Origin of the sequence: Hyalangium sp. (assembly GCF_035629615.1) — a bacterium.
In the GTDB taxonomy this organism is placed as follows: domain Bacteria; phylum Myxococcota; class Myxococcia; order Myxococcales; family Myxococcaceae; genus Hyalangium.
This window is the reverse complement of sequence record NZ_DASPHO010000491.1, coordinates 1-17,669: the sequence shown is the minus strand read 5'-3', so window position 1 is coordinate 17,669 and position 17,669 is coordinate 1. Positions and strand designations below refer to the sequence as shown.

General features: G+C 68.7%; 11 protein-coding genes and 1 pseudogene. 7 read left to right on the top strand and 5 right to left on the bottom strand.

What is annotated here, in order from left to right; genetic code table 11:
- Window positions 1-138 precede the first annotated feature (138 nt).
- On the top strand, window positions 139-1,626 hold the full coding sequence (gene cysS / locus VD972_RS25150; protein ID WP_324991164.1) for a cysteine--tRNA ligase: 1,488 nt from the start codon (window positions 139-141) through the stop codon (window positions 1,624-1,626).
- On the opposite strand, the gene VD972_RS25145 is transcribed toward cysS, so the two are convergent.
- Complete coding sequence (locus VD972_RS25145; RefSeq protein WP_324991162.1) at window positions 1,613-5,560, bottom strand: protein kinase domain-containing protein; 3,948 nt, start codon at window positions 5,558-5,560, stop codon at window positions 1,613-1,615. The genes cysS and VD972_RS25145 overlap by 14 nt on opposite strands.
- A gap of 31 nt (window positions 5,561-5,591) precedes the next feature.
- A complete protein-coding gene (locus VD972_RS25140) occupies window positions 5,592-6,290 on the bottom strand; it encodes a hypothetical protein (RefSeq protein WP_324991161.1) in 699 nt (232 codons plus the stop codon).
- Window positions 6,291-6,413: 123 nt separating this feature from the next.
- Between VD972_RS25140 and VD972_RS25135 the strand changes: the two genes are divergently transcribed.
- From VD972_RS25135 to VD972_RS25110, 6 genes are all read left to right on the top strand, one after another.
- Window positions 6,414-8,099 (top strand): M28 family peptidase, encoded by a 1,686-nt coding sequence (locus tag VD972_RS25135; RefSeq protein WP_324991159.1) that lies wholly within the window; start codon window positions 6,414-6,416, stop codon window positions 8,097-8,099.
- Between the two features lie 78 nt (window positions 8,100-8,177).
- Window positions 8,178-10,274, top strand: a complete 2,097-nt coding sequence (uvrB, locus tag VD972_RS25130; protein WP_324991157.1) for an excinuclease ABC subunit UvrB — start codon at window positions 8,178-8,180, stop codon at window positions 10,272-10,274.
- A 7-nt stretch (window positions 10,275-10,281) separates the two neighbouring features.
- Window positions 10,282-12,222: an excinuclease ABC subunit UvrC gene (uvrC, locus tag VD972_RS25125; protein WP_324991155.1), complete on the top strand. Its 1,941-nt coding sequence runs from the start codon at window positions 10,282-10,284 to the stop codon at window positions 12,220-12,222.
- 140 nt (window positions 12,223-12,362) lie between these two features.
- On the top strand, window positions 12,363-12,881 hold the full coding sequence (locus tag VD972_RS25120) for a DUF507 family protein (protein ID WP_324991153.1): 519 nt from the start codon (window positions 12,363-12,365) through the stop codon (window positions 12,879-12,881).
- A 54-nt stretch (window positions 12,882-12,935) separates the two neighbouring features.
- Window positions 12,936-14,546, top strand: a complete 1,611-nt coding sequence (locus tag VD972_RS25115; protein ID WP_324991151.1) for an elastin — start codon at window positions 12,936-12,938, stop codon at window positions 14,544-14,546.
- A 57-nt stretch (window positions 14,547-14,603) separates the two neighbouring features.
- A complete protein-coding gene (locus tag VD972_RS25110; RefSeq protein ID WP_324991149.1) occupies window positions 14,604-14,981 on the top strand; it encodes a hypothetical protein in 378 nt (125 codons plus the stop codon).
- Between the two features lie 42 nt (window positions 14,982-15,023).
- On the opposite strand, the gene VD972_RS25105 is transcribed toward VD972_RS25110, so the two are convergent.
- The 3 genes and pseudogenes from VD972_RS25105 to VD972_RS25095 form a co-directional block, all read right to left on the bottom strand.
- A complete protein-coding gene (locus tag VD972_RS25105; RefSeq protein ID WP_324991146.1) occupies window positions 15,024-16,343 on the bottom strand; it encodes a di-heme oxidoredictase family protein in 1,320 nt (439 codons plus the stop codon).
- A gap of 19 nt (window positions 16,344-16,362) precedes the next feature.
- A complete protein-coding gene (locus VD972_RS25100; RefSeq protein ID WP_324991144.1) occupies window positions 16,363-17,448 on the bottom strand; it encodes an imelysin family protein in 1,086 nt (361 codons plus the stop codon).
- Between the two features lie 17 nt (window positions 17,449-17,465).
- Window positions 17,466-17,669: pseudogene (locus VD972_RS25095) on the bottom strand (hypothetical protein); the annotation flags it as partial.

Below are 17,669 nucleotides of genomic sequence, written 5' to 3'. Positions count from 1 at the left end.
GGCGGTCGAGGAGGGCGTGGCGGGCGTTTTGGGTTGGAGGGAGCCATTCCAATCCCCATTCTCCCAGAAAGGTGGCTGACTGTGCCACATTCAGGTGCCTAGAGTGCCGCCGTCCGTTGACTGATGGAGGAACCCGACGTGGCCCAGCCGGCGATCACGCTCTTCAACACGCTGACAATGCAGAAGGAACCCCTGGTTCCGCTCGAGCCTGGAGCCGTTCGTATCTACGTCTGCGGACCCACCGTTTATAGCTACATTCATGTAGGCAATGCTCGCACCTTTACCTCCTTTGATGTCATCGTCCGGTACCTGAGGCACCGGGGGTACCGGGTGACGTACGTGCGCAACTACACGGACGTGGACGACAAGATCATCAAGGCGGCGCAGGAGACGGGGGAGGAGCCGGTGGCGCTGGCGGCGCGCTTCGTGGAGATCTTCCGGGAGGACGCGCGGGCGCTGCACATGAAGGAGCCGGACGTCTCGCCGAGGGTGAGCGATCACATGGCGGAGATCCTCCGCATCATCCAGGCTCTGGTGGACAAGGGCGTGGCGTACGAGTCCCAAGGGGACGTGTACTTCTCGGTGAGTCGGTATCCGGAGTACGCGAAGCTGTCCAAGCGCAACCTGGAGGATCTGCGGGCGGGCGAGCGGGTGCAGCCGGGCGAGCAGAAGCACGAGCCGCTGGACTTCGCGCTGTGGAAGGCGGCCAAGCCTGGGGAGCCGGCGTGGGACAGCCCATGGGGCAAGGGGCGGCCGGGCTGGCACATCGAGTGCTCGGCGATGAGCGCGCGGTACCTGGGGGAGTCGTTCGACATCCACGGGGGCGCGCTGGATCTGATCTTCCCGCACCACGAGAACGAGATCGCCCAGAGCGAGGCGGCGAGCGGCAAGCCGTTCTCGAAGTACTGGATGCACTGCGGCTTCCTAGACATGGAAGGCGCGAAGATGTCCAAGTCGCTGGGCAACGTCGTCCGGCTGCGGGACGCGCTGGCGAAGGTGGACGCGGAGGCGCTGCGGTTCTTCTTCCTGTCCACGCACTACCGGCACCCGCTGAACTTCTCGGACAAGGCGATCGCGGACTCCGAGCAGCGCATGGAGTACTTCTACGAGACGCTGCGCAAGGTGGACGAGCGCGTGGCGGGCAAGGACTTCGGCAAGGGGCCGCTGCACGGCGAGCCGGAGCGCTTCCTGCGCGAGTTCGAGGCGGCGATGGACGATGACTTCAACTTCGCCGGAGCGCTGGGCGGGCTGTCGGGCCTCTTCACGCTGATGAACGAGCTGGTGGACAAGCCGCCGGTGAAGGACAAGGCACTGGTGGGGCGGACGCTCCAGGCGCTGAGGGAGACCGTGGGCAAGGTGTCGGCGGTGCTGGGGCTGTTCGAGGACGATCCGGGGCAGTGGCTGTTGCGCAGGCGCGAGCGGGCGGTGCGCGAGCGCGGCATCGACGTGGCGGAGGTGGAGCGGCTCATCGACGCTCGCAACGAGGCGCGCAAGGCGAAGAACTTCGCGGAGGCGGACCGGGTGCGCTCGGAGCTGAAGACGAAGGGCGTGGAGATCATGGACACGCCCGCGGGCACCACGTGGAAGGTGGCGCCTCCGGAGGGAGCGGGCGTCAGGCCGGAGTGACTTCGCCCCAGCGCTCGTGGGCCAGCTCGAGGGTCCGGGCGTTGGAGGGAACCTGCCGCAGGAAGCGCTCCCGCGCAGCCGGGTCCGGAAGGTCGTCGGTGCAGGCGCGCAGGTGATGCAGGGCCTTGCGCAGGGAGGCCTCCCCCGCTGCGCCGTCATCCAGGGCGAAGCAGGCCTCGGCCAGCGCCAGGTACACGATCACGGAGCCTGCGCCCAGGGCCCCGAGCGTCTCCTGCTCCAGCACGGCGTGCTCGGCCTCCTGGCGCGCTTCGGCTGTTCGCCCTTGCGCCATCAGGGCCCTGCTCAGCAGCGGGCCCGCGAGGGCAGGCAGGGGAGGAAGCAGCTCACGCGCCTTACGCGCATGCGCCTCGGCCTCCAGGGGCTGCCCGTCGGCCAGCGCCACCTTCGCCAGCGCCAGGTAGGCCATGCCGGGGTACAGGGGGCTGTGGCTCGTGACGGAGAGCGCGGCGCGGGCCATGGCTCGGGCCTGCTCTCGATCCGCCGGCTCGGGGCTGATGGCCATGAGCACCGCGCAGTAGCCCTGGGTGTACAGCAGCGTCAGGGGCTGCTCGAACTTCGAGGCACGGGCCACCGCCGACTGCGCTCGTGCCACGGCGCCGGGCAGGTCTCCCAGCATCGCCGCGGCGAGCCCGGAGACACTCTGCACCTTGGTCAGGCCATGAACCTCGTTCAGCGCCTGGAGCGTCTCCTCGGCTTGAAGGAGCAGCTGCCACGCCTGCCACGGCTTGTCCTCCAGGTGGAACCAGAAGAAGGCCTGGGTATAGGCGCGATAGGCCTGCAGCAAGGGATCGGCGGGGCCGTCCAGCGCGAGGAGCCGCTCGAGGCAGGCCGCCGCCTCCTGTCGCGCGCCGAGCCGGACGAACGAGGTCGAGACGAAGCAGAGCGCCTCGGCGTAGGCCCGTCTGCCCTCGGCATCCGTCGAGGAGCGCAGCAACAGCTCCAGGAGTGGCATCACCTCTCGCGGCTGGCCTTTGTTGGTGCTGCTGAGGATCAGGCTGCTGATCAGCTTGCACCAGGGTGTGCTGCCGGGCTTCAGCTCGGGGAGGATCTCCCGGCCCACCCCGTTCAGCATCGCCGGATCGTTCATCCAGAAGGTCGCCGTGGCCTGGAGTGCACGCAGCTTTGAGCGCACCTCGCCCTGGGCTCCCAGCCCCAGTGCTGCCTCCATGCACTGCAGCGCGCTCCTGGCATCTCCGCGCTCCAGCAGCTGTTCGGCTGCCAGCGTGTAGAAGTGGATGGCCCGCTCGGGCTGCTGGCCGAGGCTGGCGTGCTCGGCGAGTACGCGTGGATCCGTCTCACCCACCTGCTCCAGCCACTCGCCCACCAGCCGGTGGCCCGTGATCTTGTGGGCCTCGGGGACCAGCGCATAGGCGGCATCCCGCATCAGCGCGTGCCGGAAGCGGTAGGCCATCTCTCCGTCGCAGGAGCGCTCGGGCTGGGGCTCGATGATCTCCAGCGTCACCAGGCGCTCCAGCCAGTGCTCGAGCGTCCCGGGAGTCTCGTGCGCGCTCCGGACCGCCCGCACGGCTCCGATCCAGAAGGTGCGTCCCAGGATACTGCCGGCCAGGAGGGCCTGCCGCGCGTCGTGCTCCAGCCGGAGGATGCGCGCCTGCAGCATGGCCAGGACCGTCCCGGGCGGGGTGTCTCCGCGCCCCTCGGCCGCCATGCGGATGAGCTCCTCCAGGAAGAGGGCATTGCCCGCGGACTGCTCGAGGAGCCGGTCCACGACAGAGTCGGCCACCGTGGGCCCGAGCACCTCGCGGATGAGCTGCGCCCCGGCCTTGCGGCTCAAGCTCCTCAGGGCCACCTCCTGCAGCCGCTGCGCCCACAGGCCGGGGAACAGCTCCTTGATCTCGGGACGGGCCAGCGCCAGGACCAGCAGGGGGCTGTCGGCCAGCTCGCGCAGGGCCCGATCCACCCACTGCACCGTGAGCGCGTCCCCCCAGTGCAGATCCTCCAGGACCAGGAGCACCGGGCCCTGCCGGCTCTCGGCGCGCAGCCAGGTGATGAATGCCTGACCCACGAGCGTGTTCATGAGGCCCGGGTCTCCGCGTGCCTCGAGCAGCTTCGGGGAGCCTTCGCCCAGGGTTCCCGCACCGCAGAGCTCTCCCAGCAGTGCCACCACCTCCGGCGCCTCACGCTCGGACAGGTGCAGTGCCAGTCGCTGCCGCAGCTTGCGCTGACGTACCTCGAGCGGGTCCTCCCGCATCACGCCACACAGGTGCTGCAGCGCCTGCCCCAGCAGGCACATGGAGGCCCCGACGCTCATCGGGTCTCCCCGGCCCTGCAACAGCAGCACCGGGTGCTCGCGCCGGTCCACGCGACGCAGGAACTCATGGCGCAGCCGGGACTTGCCCGTCCCTGGGGGGGCCACCACCAACAAGGCCTGCGCAGTGGAGTCCTCCTCGCTGGTGGTGAGGGCCAGCTCCAGCAGCGCGAGCTCCTGCTCTCGGCCTACGCAGGGGGTGGGCTTGCCCAGCAGCGGGCGGGAGTCGTCACAGCTCAGGTTCTCGCCATGCAGCAGGAAGGTGTCCGTGGAGGCTCGGTCGAGCTGGAAGCCCGGGCCGAGCAGCCCCGCCGTCACCTCGTCCAGCACCACCTGGGGGCATGCGGCGGGCTGGCCGAAGCGGTGCAGCAGCTTGCCAGCGCGGTCCATGGCCTCGCCCACGGGGAGGTGATCGCTGAGCACACCCCGGCCGGTGACGAGCACGGCCGTCACCTCAGGCCAGCGCTCCTTGAGGGAGAGCGCGCAGCGGGCAGCCAGCGCCGCCTGATCCGTCGCGGAGTGCCGCCCCGCCAGCAGGGTGAGGACCAGGGAGCCATCCGCCATCAGCTCGACCTGGGCCCGGTGAGGCGTGAGCACCGCTCGCAGCGAGTCGCGCAGGGCCCGCCGCTGCGTCAGGGCCTCCGGCACCGGCTCCGCCAGCGGTGGGGCCGCCAGCAGGATGCTCACCAGCTGCTGCTCTGCCTCCATCGGGCTCTCGACGCGGACCACCTGCGTGGGCGCCAGTCCCTCCAACTCCGGGAGTCCCTCCAGGGAAGGCAGCAGGGGCAGCAGGGTGGGCGCGTCCGGCACCCGCTGGTGCGGATCCTTGGCCAGCATCCGATCCACCAGCGGCTGGAGGAACTCGGGCAGCTCGTTGCGCACCGTGCGCAGCGGGGTGGGTGGGGCAAAGAGGATCTTCGCCAGCACGGCGGCGAAGTGGGGCGCGCTGAAGGGAGGCTGGCCTGTGAGGCACTCGTACAGCACACACCCCAGCGAGAAGATGTCCGCGCTGGGAGTGGTCTCTCCCTGCCCCGAGGCCTGCTCGGGAGCCATGTACCCGGGGGTTCCCAGCACCACGTGGCTGCCGGTGAGCGCCTGGGAGGGCACGGTGCGGCGCGCCAGCCCGAAGTCCAGCAGCACCACCTCCTCGGGGCGGCCGTGGCGCAGGAAGAGGTTGGAGGGCTTGAGGTCGCGGTGGACGATGCCGTGCCGGTGTGCAGCAGCCAGTGCCTCCGCGGTGCGGCGCACGAGCGTCAGCGTCTCGGACAGGCTCAGGGGCTGGCGCGCGAGGCGGCTGGCCAGATCCTCTCCCTCCAGCCACTCCATGGCGAGGAAGGGGTGCCCCTGCTCGAGGAAGCCGTGGGCCACATGGGAGACGATGGCCGGGTGGCGCAGCTCGGCCAGCAGCTCCGCCTCCCGGCTGAAGCGCTGCAGGGCATCCGTGTTCTGTACGGGGTGCAGAAGTTTGACGGCAACGCGCTGGCCGCTCAGCGTGTCCTTGGCGCGGTACACCGAGCCCATTCCCCCCCGGCCCGCCAGGGACTCGAGGAGGAAACGCCCGGCGAGGACCCGGCCCGGAGAGAGGGTCTCGGCTCCGAGCCTGGGGGGAGAGGGAGTCGTGGGGGCCTGCAGGAGATCAATGTTCATGGGGGCACTTCGCGGCCCCAGTATAATTCCCTCAGATGCTCGCCGCCCGAGCGCCGCCACCTTTATTCAGCGCTGCAGGCGCAGCGAGGGCACGGTGACGTTCGACCCACTGCGCCCAGAAGGGCACGAGCCACGAGGTCAGCGTGAGGTAGGCCACGGCCTCGGCGTTCGGCATGGGGGGCCCGAGCGCGAAGCCGAGGTAGCTCACGACGAGCAGGCCGATCAGCCCCCAGAGCCCGAGATCACCCGAGCGGCGGGTGGCGCGGGTGGCCGAGACGTACAGCCACACGCTGCCCGCGAAGAGCGCTCCCTCCACGAGGAAGGTCCCGGCGAGCGAGTGCCACAGCCCAAGCCCCAGCTTCGGTCCGCTCGACAGGAGCACGGGCATGTCCGGCCGGTGGGTCACCACGTCGAGCACCCAGTGGCTGAGCACGAGCAGCGCGAGCACGATCGCCCCGCGTCCGTCTCGGCGCCACAGGAAGTAGGGCAGCGCCAGGAGCATGGCCCAGCCCATGGCTCCCACCAGGCCGTGGCTGTAGGGCATGTGCACCAGCTCCAGCGTGAGGAACCCGTGCTCTTCCGGGAGGATCCGCATCTGCTCCCATCCGAGCAGCACCAGGATGGGGAAAATCAGGTCGAGCAGGAACGGCGCCAGCAGCAGCAGACCGAGCGGTGTCCGCCGCGTGAAGCGCTTGGAGGCCAGACCCAGGGCGAAGTGACCGATGAGCATAAGGAGGGCAGGGAAGGCCTCCAGCCTAGTCCCCGCCCAGGCATGGGACCAAACCGGCGCCTGGTCCCTCGGGCTTCGATTGCGCCTGCCAGGGCCGCAAGCTTCGTGTTAGGGCTTCGTCCCATGAAGCGCCTGCTGGCCCTGCTCTTCATCCTGCCCGCTCTGACGGCCCTCGCGCAGGGAGTGCCGCTCACGACTGCCGCGGAGAAGGCGGCGGCGCAGAGCATCGACGCGAGCATGCTGCGCGGGCATGTGCGCTTCCTCGCGCACGATCTCCTCGAGGGACGCGGGCCCGGCACACGCGGGGATGCCCTGGCACAGGCGTACATTGCCTCCCAGTTCGAGGGGCTGGGGCTGAAGCCCGCCGGCGTGGGCGAGAGCTACCTCCAGCCTTTCGAGCTCGTGGGCATCACCGGCCACCCGGACACGCTGACCTTCACCACCGCCTCCGGGCGCACGGACCTGAAGTTCCATGAGGAGTTCATCGCGGTGTCCGGCGTGCAGGAGCCGGAGAGCCGGCTGGAGGGCTCGGAGCTGGTCTTCGTGGGCCACGGCATCGTCGCTCCCGAGTACGCCTGGGACGACTTCAAGGGGATGGATCTGCGGGGCAAGACGCTCCTCATCCTCAACAGCGACCCGGCGGACGACCCTGCCCTCTTCGCGGGCCGGACACGGCTCTGGTACGGACGCTGGGACTACAAGTACGAGCAGGCCGCCAAGGTGGGCGCCGCCGGAGCCATCATCCTCCACACCACGCCGAGCGCCGGCTACCCCTGGCAGGTGGTGCAGACCTCGTGGACCGGCGAGCAGTTCGAGCTGCCCGCCACCTCGGGTCCGCACATGCAGGTGAAGGGCTGGACCACCGAGGAGGCCACGCGGCGCATCGTCCGGATGGCGGGGAAGGAGCTCGACGCGCTCGTGGCCGCTGCGCAGAGGCGCGACTTCCAGCCCGTGCCGCTCGGGGTGAAGGTCTCCACGCACTTCGCCAACCACGTGCGGAGCCGCCCCACCGCCAACGTGCTGGGGCTCCTGCCCGGCAGTGACCCGAAGCTCGCGGCGGAGGTGGTGCTCTACACCGCGCACCATGACCACCTGGGCATGAAGGAGGGCGTGAAGCCGGGCGAGGACGCCATCTACAACGGCGCCGTGGACAATGCGGTCGGTGTGGCGGCCCTGCTCACGGTGGCGCGGGCCTTCAAGGCCCTGCCCAAGCCACCGCGCCGCTCCATCCTCTTCGCCGCCGTGGCCGCCGAGGAGCAGGGGCTCCTGGGCTCGCAGTACCTCGCCGCGCACCCGCCGGTGCCCCCTGGCCGCATCGCCATCAACATCAACATGGATGGTGCGAACGTTCTGGGCCGCACGCGTGACGTCACCATCATCGGCCTGGGCAAGTCGAACGTTGATGCCATCATCACCGGCCTGGCCAAGGCGCAGGGCCGCACCGTGAAGGCGGACCAGCTCTCTGACCGGGGCTTCTTCTACCGCTCGGACCAGTTCGCCTTCGCGAAGCTCGGCGTCCCCGCCGCGTACTTCAGCAGCGGCATGGACTTCATCGGCAGGCCTGAGGGGTGGGGCCGGCAGCAGCGCGAGGTGTGGGAGGCGCGGCACTACCACCAGCCCTCGGACGAGCTGCGGCCGGAATGGAACCTGAGCGGCGCCGTGGACGATGTGCGCCTGTACTTCCTGCTGGGGGCCCACGTGGCGCGCGTGACGGAGATGCCCCGCTGGAACAAGGGGGACGAGTTCGAGGCCCCACGGCGGGAGGCCCTGAAGGCGTCCGGAGCCTCGGAGGCGAAGGGGGCGAAGTAGCCCCACGTTCGTTTTTTGCTGGGCAGGCATGCAGGAAGAGCCAGCCTGCCTCGTCGCCGAATGTTAAATGTCCGGGCCATGCCTGACTTCGAGATCGTCAGTGACTACAAGCCGCAGGGCGACCAGCCGAGGGCCATTGGCGAGCTGACCGAGGGCCTGCTGCGCGGGGATCAGTACCAGACCCTGCTCGGCGTCACGGGCTCGGGGAAGACCTTCACCATGGCGAACCTCATCGCCAACGTGCAGCGGCCCACGCTCATCATCGCCCACAACAAGACCCTGGCCGCCCAGCTCTACGGCGAGTTCAAGGAGGTCTTCCCGCACAACGCCGTCGAGTACTTCGTCTCCTACTACGACTACTACCAGCCCGAGGCCTACGTCCCCTCGTCGGACACCTTCATCGAGAAGGACTCGTCCATCAACGACGAGATCGAGCGGATGCGCCACTCGGCCACCCACAGCCTGCGCATCCGAGATGACGTGATCATCGTGGCCAGTGTGTCCTGCATCTACGGCCTGGGCACGGCGCGCTCCTACGTGGACATGGCCATCCAGGTGAACCTCAACGAGGAGCTGGGCCGCGACGCGCTCATGCGCCGGCTGGTGGAGGCCCAGTACGAGCGCAACGACTTCGACTTCCACCGCGGCACCTTCCGCGCCCGCGGCGACACGGTGGAGATCTTCCCAGCCTACGAGGAGGAGCGCGCCGTCCGCGTCAGCTTCTTCGGCGACCAGGTGGAGAAGATCACCGAGTTCGATCCGCTGCGAGGTGTCACCCTGGGCGCGCTGGAGAAGATCGTCGTCTTCCCCGCCAGCCACTATGTGACAGAGGGGGACACCCGCAAGCGCGCCCTCCAGACGATCCGCGACGAGCTGGCCGAGCGTCTCCAACTCTTCCGCCAGGAGGGCAAGCTCCTGGAGGCCCAGCGGCTCGAGCAGCGCACCATGTTCGATCTCGAGATGATCGAGCAGGTGGGCTTCTGCAATGGCATCGAGAACTACTCGCGCCACTTCTCGGGCCGCGCCCCGGGTGAGCCGCCGCCGTGCCTGATCGACTACTTCCCGCGCAACATGCTGTTCCTTCTGGACGAGAGCCACCAGACGATCCCGCAGATCGGCGCCATGTACCGCGGCGACCGCTCGCGCAAGGAGACGCTGGTGAATTTTGGCTTCCGCCTCCCCAGCGCCCTGGACAACCGGCCGCTCAAGTTCACCGAGTTCGAGGGCATGGTGCAGCAGGCCGTCTTTGTCTCCGCCACCCCCTCCGAGTACGAGCTGCAGAAGAGCAAGGGCGTGGTGGTGGAGCAGATCATCCGCCCCACCGGCCTCATGGATCCGGAGGTCGAGGTCCGCCCCGCGGCCAACCAGGTGGACGATCTGCTGGAGGAGGTCCGCGTGCGGGTGGGCCACCAGGAGCGTGTCCTGGTGACGACGCTCACCAAGCGCATGGCCGAGGACCTCACCGAGTACTTCACCGACGTGGGCGTCAAGGTGCGCTACCTGCACTCGGACATCGACGCCATCGAGCGCACCGTCATCATCCGAGACCTGCGCAAGGGCGTCTTCGACGTGCTGGTGGGCATCAACCTGCTGCGCGAGGGCCTGGATCTCCCCGAGGTGTCCCTGGTGGCCATCCTGGACGCGGACAAGGAGGGCTTCCTGCGCAGCCACGTCTCGCTCATCCAGACGATCGGCCGAGCGGCGCGTCACCTGAAGGGCCACGTCATCATGTACTCGGACCAGATGACCGACTCGATGAAGCGGGCCATCGACGAGACCAACCGCCGCCGCGAGGTGCAGCGCCGCTACAACGAGGAGCACGACATCACCCCGCGCTCGGTCAAGAGCGCCATCATGGACCTGTCCGCCCAGCTCTACGACGCCGACCCCATGGCCCTGCCCCTGGCCGCCGACGCGGCGGACGATCTGCTCATCCCCAAGGAGATCAAGCGCCTCATCGAGGAGTACACGAAGGACATGCAGCGCGCCGCGGACGAGATGGAGTTCGAGAAGGCCGCCTCGTTCCGCGACCGCATCCTCCTGCTCAAGGACATGGATCTGGGCCTCAAGCCGCCCAGCCGCACGCTGCTGGCCGCCCCGCCCAAGCCCGCCGAGCCCCAGGCCTCGATGAAGGGCCGCCGAGGCCCCCCCGCCAAGGGACGGAGGAGGCGCTAGGCTCGCCATGAACCCCCGGCTCCAGGAGAAGCTCGACGCGCTGCCCTCCGAGCCCGGCGTGTACCTGATGAAGGACCGCCGCGGCCAGGTCATCTACGTGGGCAAGGCCATCAACCTGCGCAACCGCGTGCGCTCGTACTTCACCCGCACCGGGGACACGCGCGTCTTCGTCTCGATGCTCGACTCGCTCCTCGGGGACCTCGACACGGTGCTCGTCCACAACGAGAAGGAGGCGCTCCTCCTCGAGAACGAGCTCATCAAGAAGCACAAGCCGCGCTTCAACGTGCTGCTCAAGGACGACAAGCAGTTCATCTCCTTGCGGTTGGACAAGACGCAGACCTTCCCGCGGCTCGAAGTCGTCCGAAAGTACGAGCGGGATGGGGCGCGCTACTTCGGGCCCTACTCGAGCGCTGGCGCCATCCGGGAGACGCTGCGCCTCATCAACCGCTACTTCCGCCTGCGGACCTGTACGGACCACGTGATGGACAACCGCAAGCGCCCCTGCCTGCTGTACCAGATCGGCCGCTGCCCGGCGCCCTGCGTCTACCCCGTACCGCCCGAGGACTACCGCCGCAGCGTGGACGAGGTGGTGCTCTTCCTGGAGGGGAAGGCCTCCGAGCTGGTGGAGGGACTCAAGAGCCGCATGAAGCGGGCCGCTGGCGAGCTGAAGTTCGAGGAGGCCGCGCGCCTGCGGGATCACCTCCTGGCCATCGAGCGCAGCCTGGAGCGCCAGAAGGTCGCCACCACCGACTTCAAGGATCAGGACGTCTTCGCCTTCTTCCGCGAGGGCGATCGCATCCTCTTCTACGTCCTCTGGGTGCGGCAGGGCCGGCTCAACGGCGGCCAGGCCTTCCCTTTCGGCAGCCAGGAGTTCCCCGACGAAGAGCTTCTGCCTTCCTTTGTCAACATGTACTACGACCATGGCAGCTTCGTGCCCGAGGAGGTGCTGCTCCCGCTCGAGCCGGAGAGCCTCGAGGGCCTGGAGTCGCTCCTCACCGAGCGCAAGGGCGAGCGCGTCCGCGTCCTGGTGCCCAAGCGCGGCGAGAAGCACGAGCTGGTCCTCATGGCCGCCAAGAACGCCGAGCAGGCCTTCACCGAGCGCAAGCGCACCAAGGAGGAGACGGATGCCGTCCTCTCCCGGCTCCAGCAGAAGCTGAACCTGCGCAACTTCCCGCGCCGTATGGAGTGCTACGACATCTCCCACTTCCAGGGCTCCAGCATCGTCGCCTCCCAGGTGGCCGTCACCGACGGGGAGACCGACAAGTCCCGCTACCGCCGCTTCAAGATCAAGACCCTGGAGAAGCAGGACGACTTCGCCAGCATGTACGAGGTGCTCTCCCGGCGGCTCAAGCGGGGCCTGGAGGAGAACGATCTGCCGGATCTGCTCGTCATCGACGGCGGCAAGGGCCAGCTCGCCAGCGCCCACGCGGCCATGAAGGACCTGGGCGTCGAGAAAGTGGACGTTGTAGGTCTTGCCAAGAGCCGCGACCAGGAGGTGTTCGATCGGGATCAGGAGAGCGCTCGCAGTCCCGAGCGAATCTTCGTCCTGGGGCGTAAGGATCCGGTCGTCCTGCCGCAGAACTCGGCCGAGATCTTCATGCTCACCCGCATGCGGGACGAGGCCCACCGCTTCGCCATCACCTACCAGCAGAAGGACATGCGCAAGAGCCGCGTCCGCTCGGCCCTGGAGGACATTCCTGGGGTGGGAGAGGTCCGCCGCAAGACGCTCCTGCGCCACTTCGGATCACTCAAGCGGGTCCAGGAGGCCACCATCGAGGAGCTGGCCGAGGTGGTCGGTCCCTCTGTAGCCGAGCGGGTCCATGCGGCCCTCCATGGCCACCCTGAAGAGGAGGAGGCGGACCCCATCCGCGAGGCCTCTCTGGACGACGCCGGGGCGGCCGTGGATGAAAAATCCTCGGAGGGAGGGTCGCCAGCCGGTTCGGCGTGATTAATTTTCTGCTCGGGAATTTCGAGGCAAAAAGTGCGCCGGAACCGCGTGGTTCCAAGGGTTTTTCATTGCGGCTGGGCGCGACGCTGTTTTATAGCGATCGCGTTCTAGGCACGCAAAATAGGGTGAGGGAGCGACACATGAGGCTCTATCCGAAGGTTATCCCGATCATCTCGCGCGAGTGCATCCAGCTGCTGATGCAGGACGGGGATATCGAGGTGGAGCCGATGCGGGTGGCGGACGCCGAGATGGACCTGTCAGCCATCATGCGCGAGTACCTGGCGAACGAGGAGCGTGTGAACCAGGCGACACGCGAGGCGCTGGAGCGTCGGGGCTACGACTACTCCAAGTTCAACCAGGTGAAGCGCGAGATGGCCGACGTCCGCGGCTTCAAGATGGGTGACGAGGGCATCGAGTACGTCATCAACCAGATGATCGAGTTCCTGCTGATCAGCCGGAACGTCGAAGAAGTGTTCGCCGCCGACAACGTCCTGCGTCAGAAGATCTTCAGCGTCATGAAGAAGCACCTGGACGTGGACGACGAGATCGACAAGGAGGCGCGCTCCCGCTTGAAGCACCTGCAGGAGGGCACCAGCGCCTTCGACATCGAGTACAACAAGACGGTCGAGCAGATCCGCCGAGCACGCGGCCTCATTTAGCGGGGAGTGCCAACCCCCGGACCGCTGCCTACCTTGTGTGGAAGGGAGGCAGCGATGGTGGGTTCTCTCATTCACTACATGACGGTCGGTCTCCTGGCGGCCACGCCGACGGGAGGTTTCACGTTCGAGGGCGTCCAGGCGAGCGCTCGGACGACGTCCCCTGCAGGCTTCTTCGCCCAGGGGACGACACCCTATCCCAGCATTTATGAGCGAGGGCTCGGCTCGGCGACGCTGACGGCCGAGGACCGCGTGCCCGCCTGGGGGGCCACATACGGGGACAAGGCCCGGGTGGAGGCCGAGTTCCGGATGGGCCAGATCCAGTACCGGGTGGAGCTCACCCAGCCTGGCTTCCCTCCCGTGGAGGCCTCGGGGGGAGCGGTGGCTCGCCCGTCTGCTCCTCGCCCGGGCTTCCCAGTCGGGGGAGGGGTGATCCTGGATCGGGATCTGAACGGCAACAGCGGACTCGGGTGGCCGGCGACGACGCGCATGCACGCGGCCGTGTCGGTGTGGGGCGTGGGGAGCGTCTGGCGCAACGGGCAGCTCCTCACGGACAGCGCCGTGATCCAGGCCGCCGCGCTCTCCCATGGCGCGCACGCGGATGACGACACCCACCAGATCCTCGCGGTGGCGCGTGAGGGGGACGCCGAGCTGGATGTGCTCGTGTGGAACCTGCCGCTCAACGCCGAGCCTCGGGGCTTCATCCAGTTCTCCTTCGATGATGTGGAGATCGAGGTAAATGATCAGCCCGTGAAGGCGGTGGCGGCGGTGCCGAACGTGGCGGGCCTGGAGTCGGGCGGGGTCATGACGACGTTCGGTGGCTTTGGCCAGAACGGGTCCTTCGTGTCGCCGACGCCGCATCCGGCTCCGGGCGAAGGGGTGGGCGGGGCTGGCTTCGACGTGACGGCGCAGCCCCAGACGGGGATACCCGGAGGCCCAGTGACTCCGGCGAGCCCAGGTGTCCTGGGGGGGCCTCTCTCTCCGGATCCTTTCTCCGTCCTGGGAGGGAGCGTGGGCACGGAGGCCACTCAGCAGGGGACGGCGGCTCCGGGCATTCCGGGGGTTCCAGCTGAGCCCACCACGGGCCCCGCGGCGCCAGTGGGGCCTGGGGCCGTGACGCCAGACACGATCAGCGGCACCTTCCCGACGACGGGTGCTCCGACGCCTCCGGCGAACATCTCCGGCTCCATGCCGGGAACGCCGGCTCCTGGCGCTCCGTTCGCCGAGGAGCAGACCGTGCCTACTGGCGCTCCGCCGCCGGGAGGGCCCGCGGAGTCGGGGGTGGCGATCGGCTCGGCTCCTCCCACGCTGCCCACCACGGGGAACTTCACCGTGCCCATCAGTCCGCCCAACTTCGGCAACTTCGCGGGGACGGGCCAGGTGAGCCCGGGCATCATCGCCACCGCGCCTCCGATTGGAACGGATCCGACGATCCCCACGCCGCCGCTGCTCGGCTCACCCGCGCCGCTCACCGCCGCGCCAGGAGCGCCGTTGCTGGGCACGCCTGCACCGCTCACGGCTGCGCCACCGCCCGCGCTGATCACGACACCCGCGCCTGCCAACGTGACGCCCGGGGCGAGCACCTTGACGCCTGTCACGCCGACGGCTCCGGCTCCCGGGGCACCGCCGGTGCCATCGGGCGGCACCGGCGTCCCTCCGTCCATCTGACGCGGGAGCGGGTGGCGAAAAATTGACCGTTCGCTACGTGCCTGTAGCTTTCAGGGCATGTCGACGTCCGTTGCCGCCTTTGCCGTTCCCGCGACTTCACGCCACGCCAGCGACGACCCGCTGCGCGAGGCAATGGAGAACCTGGCCCGAGCACTGCCCGCGCGTACGGACGCGGCAGTGCTCGTGGACCTCCTGGGAGATGATCTCAAGGAGGGATTCGATGCGCTGGGCGATGTGGAGTGCCACTTCGCCGACGTGCTCGATGCCATGCGCATGCCGCGCCCGTCTCCCGCCACGCTCATCGGCATGAGCGACGATCAGCTGGTCCTCGAACGGCTCGAGGTCCTGGTGGGCGTGGTGTCCGCGGTCCGGCGCCGGCTCTCTCAGGCGGCGCTGATGATGCGCCAGCTGCCGCTCCCGCTCGGGGATAGCTAGGACGCTCCGGGGGCACGAGGTGTCTCTCGAGTGCAGGGCCGCTCAGAGCGAGCCCAGGAACTTCACCAGCGCCGCGCGCTTCGTGGCCGACATCGTCCGGAAGTGCTCCCGGGAGCGCTCTGCCTCGCCGCCATGCCAGAGGATGGCCTCCTCCAGCGTGCGGGCGCGGCCGTCGTGGAGGTAGCCTGCGTAGGGCAGCACCGTCTGGGTCAGCCCAAGCCCCCACAGCGGTGCTGTCCGCCACTCCTGGCCATCCGCGGCACCATCCGGCCGCCCGTCCGCGAGCCCCGGGCCCATGTCATGCAGAAGGAGATCCGTGTACGGGTGGATGCGCTCGTGCGCGAGCTCGGGTACCGGATGATCGCCGGTCTCGAGCGTCTCGCGGTGGCAGTGGCCACACCCGCTCGAGCGGAAGAGCTCCTCACCTTGTTGCACTTCCTCATCCTCGAGCGCCGCCCGCGCCGGAACGGCGAGCGACTGGGCGTAGAAGACAGCGGCCTCCAGGGTCTCCCTCGACAGTTCGTGGGTGCCGTTGGGCTCGGGGAAGAGCGGGTTCGTGACGCCCATGTCATTGAGGTAGGCCTCGGCCGACTGCTGGAGGAGGGTGGGGCTGTTGGCCTTCAGCCCGAAGCGCCCCGGCGCCAGCGCACCGGCCTGGACATCGCAGACCTCATTCAGGCGGCCGGAGATGCCGTCGCTGTTCCGATCAGCCGGGTCCTCCAGGGCTCGCAGCGTGGAGATCTCTATCGCCTCGAGCAGCCCCAGGCCAAAGACGGGAGGAGGCAGTCGCAGCGAGGTGAGCATGTCCGAAGGGAGCGCGGAGCCGTCGCTCGGTGCGATGTGGATGCGCGGGGCTCGTAGGCTGTAGGCCGTCCCGTCGCCGTAGGCGCCCGCACTCTCTTCCCAGGAGAGAGTGACCGAGGCCTCGGGCGTGAAGCCGTAGACGGCCTGGTCGGCGATCTGGGTCCCCAGTCCGGGCACGGGCACGGCGCCGCTCGGGTGGTTCGGTGTGCCGCTCGAGAGGCTGACGCGCACGAGGAGCTGGGTGCGCTGCGGTCCTGTGCCCATCACGGGCATGCCGCGCCCGTTGCGCAGGTGGCAGCCGTTGCAGGAGGTATTGTTGTAGAGCGGGCCCAATCCCGGGTTGACCGGGGCCGGCCCCGGGACGAACACCGCCGCGAAAGCCCCATCGCCCGCACGGTGGCGCGCGCGGCCCTCCGGAGTGAGGTTGGGCGCGGGCTGGGCGAAGGCCAGCGAGGTGCGATCGTCGATGGTGGTGGCTCCTCCCGCACGGGGCAGATCTGGCTCATCGCAGCCCGAGATCAGCGCCAGCATGGAGCACAACGTGACAGCCCGTCGCATCGCGGCCTCGTCGGTTCGCTCAGCGCGAGGTGAAGGGCTTGATGTCGGTCTCGATCGTGGCCTGGAGCTTCCGGATGGCCTCCTGCGCGGCCTCGATCTCATCCGCCGCGTTCGGATCCGAGATCGAGCTGCGGAAGGGCTCGGGAATGCGGCCGAGCGCCTCGATGGCGGCGGTCAGCTCCTGGCGGACGCGGGTGTCGACCTCGGGCTTCTCGGACTTCACGAGATCCGAGAGCGTGCGCCCGCGCGGGGTCGCGCCTGGCATGCGTCCCAGGTAGACGTTCTCCACGCTGCGCAGGTTGTTGGCGAAGTCCGAGAGCGAGTTGTAGGCGAACTGGCTCTCCACGAGCTCCGGATCCTTCGCGTCATACGGGTCGGCGATCTTGCCGTTCGCCACCTCGTCGAGGATGTTGATCATGCCACCGACGAGCTCCTGAGCCGCCGACTCCACGGACGGGTAGGCGCTGTTGCCCTGCTGCCCGGCTCCGGCCAGCACGTCCCGGTACGGCGGGCGGCCCTCCACCGACTGCGTCCAGGCCTTCGCCAGCGCGGCGCCGATGCCCTTCAGCTCCGAGGAGATGGCCTTCAGGTAGTCGAACTGGCGCTGGTTGAAGTCCTCCACCTTCTTCGTGCGGCCCTCACCAAAGAGGAGGTACTCCACCGTGTGGAACCCCTTCTGCGTCTCCTGGAGGCTGCCCACGTACTGCGGCGTGAAGGCGTCGCTGCTGGCCAGCACCGCGTCCAGGTCCGAGCGGTTCACCGGCCAGCTGTCCAGGGCCGGATCGTAGCCATAGGAGTCCACAGGACCGAAGAGGAAGCCCTCGCTCTGCTCCCAGGGCGTGCGCGCGGCGAACCACGCGTCCTGGGCCGCCGTGAGCCGGGCGGCGGTGGGCTGCGCCACCAGCGCGTTGACCGCGACATCCAGCGCGTCCAGCCGCGTGGCCAGCTCCTGGTAGGTGGGCACCACCACGTCATCCGCGAAGTGGGTGATGATCTCGGCATCGAACGAGGGCTGGTTCGGGCCGCCGTCATCGGAGTCACAGGCCGTCAGCGCCAGCGCGCCGGCGAGCGTGAGGACACGGAGAGGGAGTCGGGAGAGCATCATGGGTGTTCCTCCTGGGATCAGTAAGAGAAGCCGGTGGCGAGCCGGACGGTGTTCTCGGGCCGGAAGCGTGAGGAGTCGCCGAGGCGGCGGTGGCTGAAGTCGAGCTTGGCGAAGGCCACCCCGGCCAGCGTGTATGCCGCTCCCACTGTGTAGAGGGAGCGGGTGAAGCGGGCGTTGTCGAAGAGCTCGGAGCGTGGATTCAGCATCGAGTCCGCGAAGTC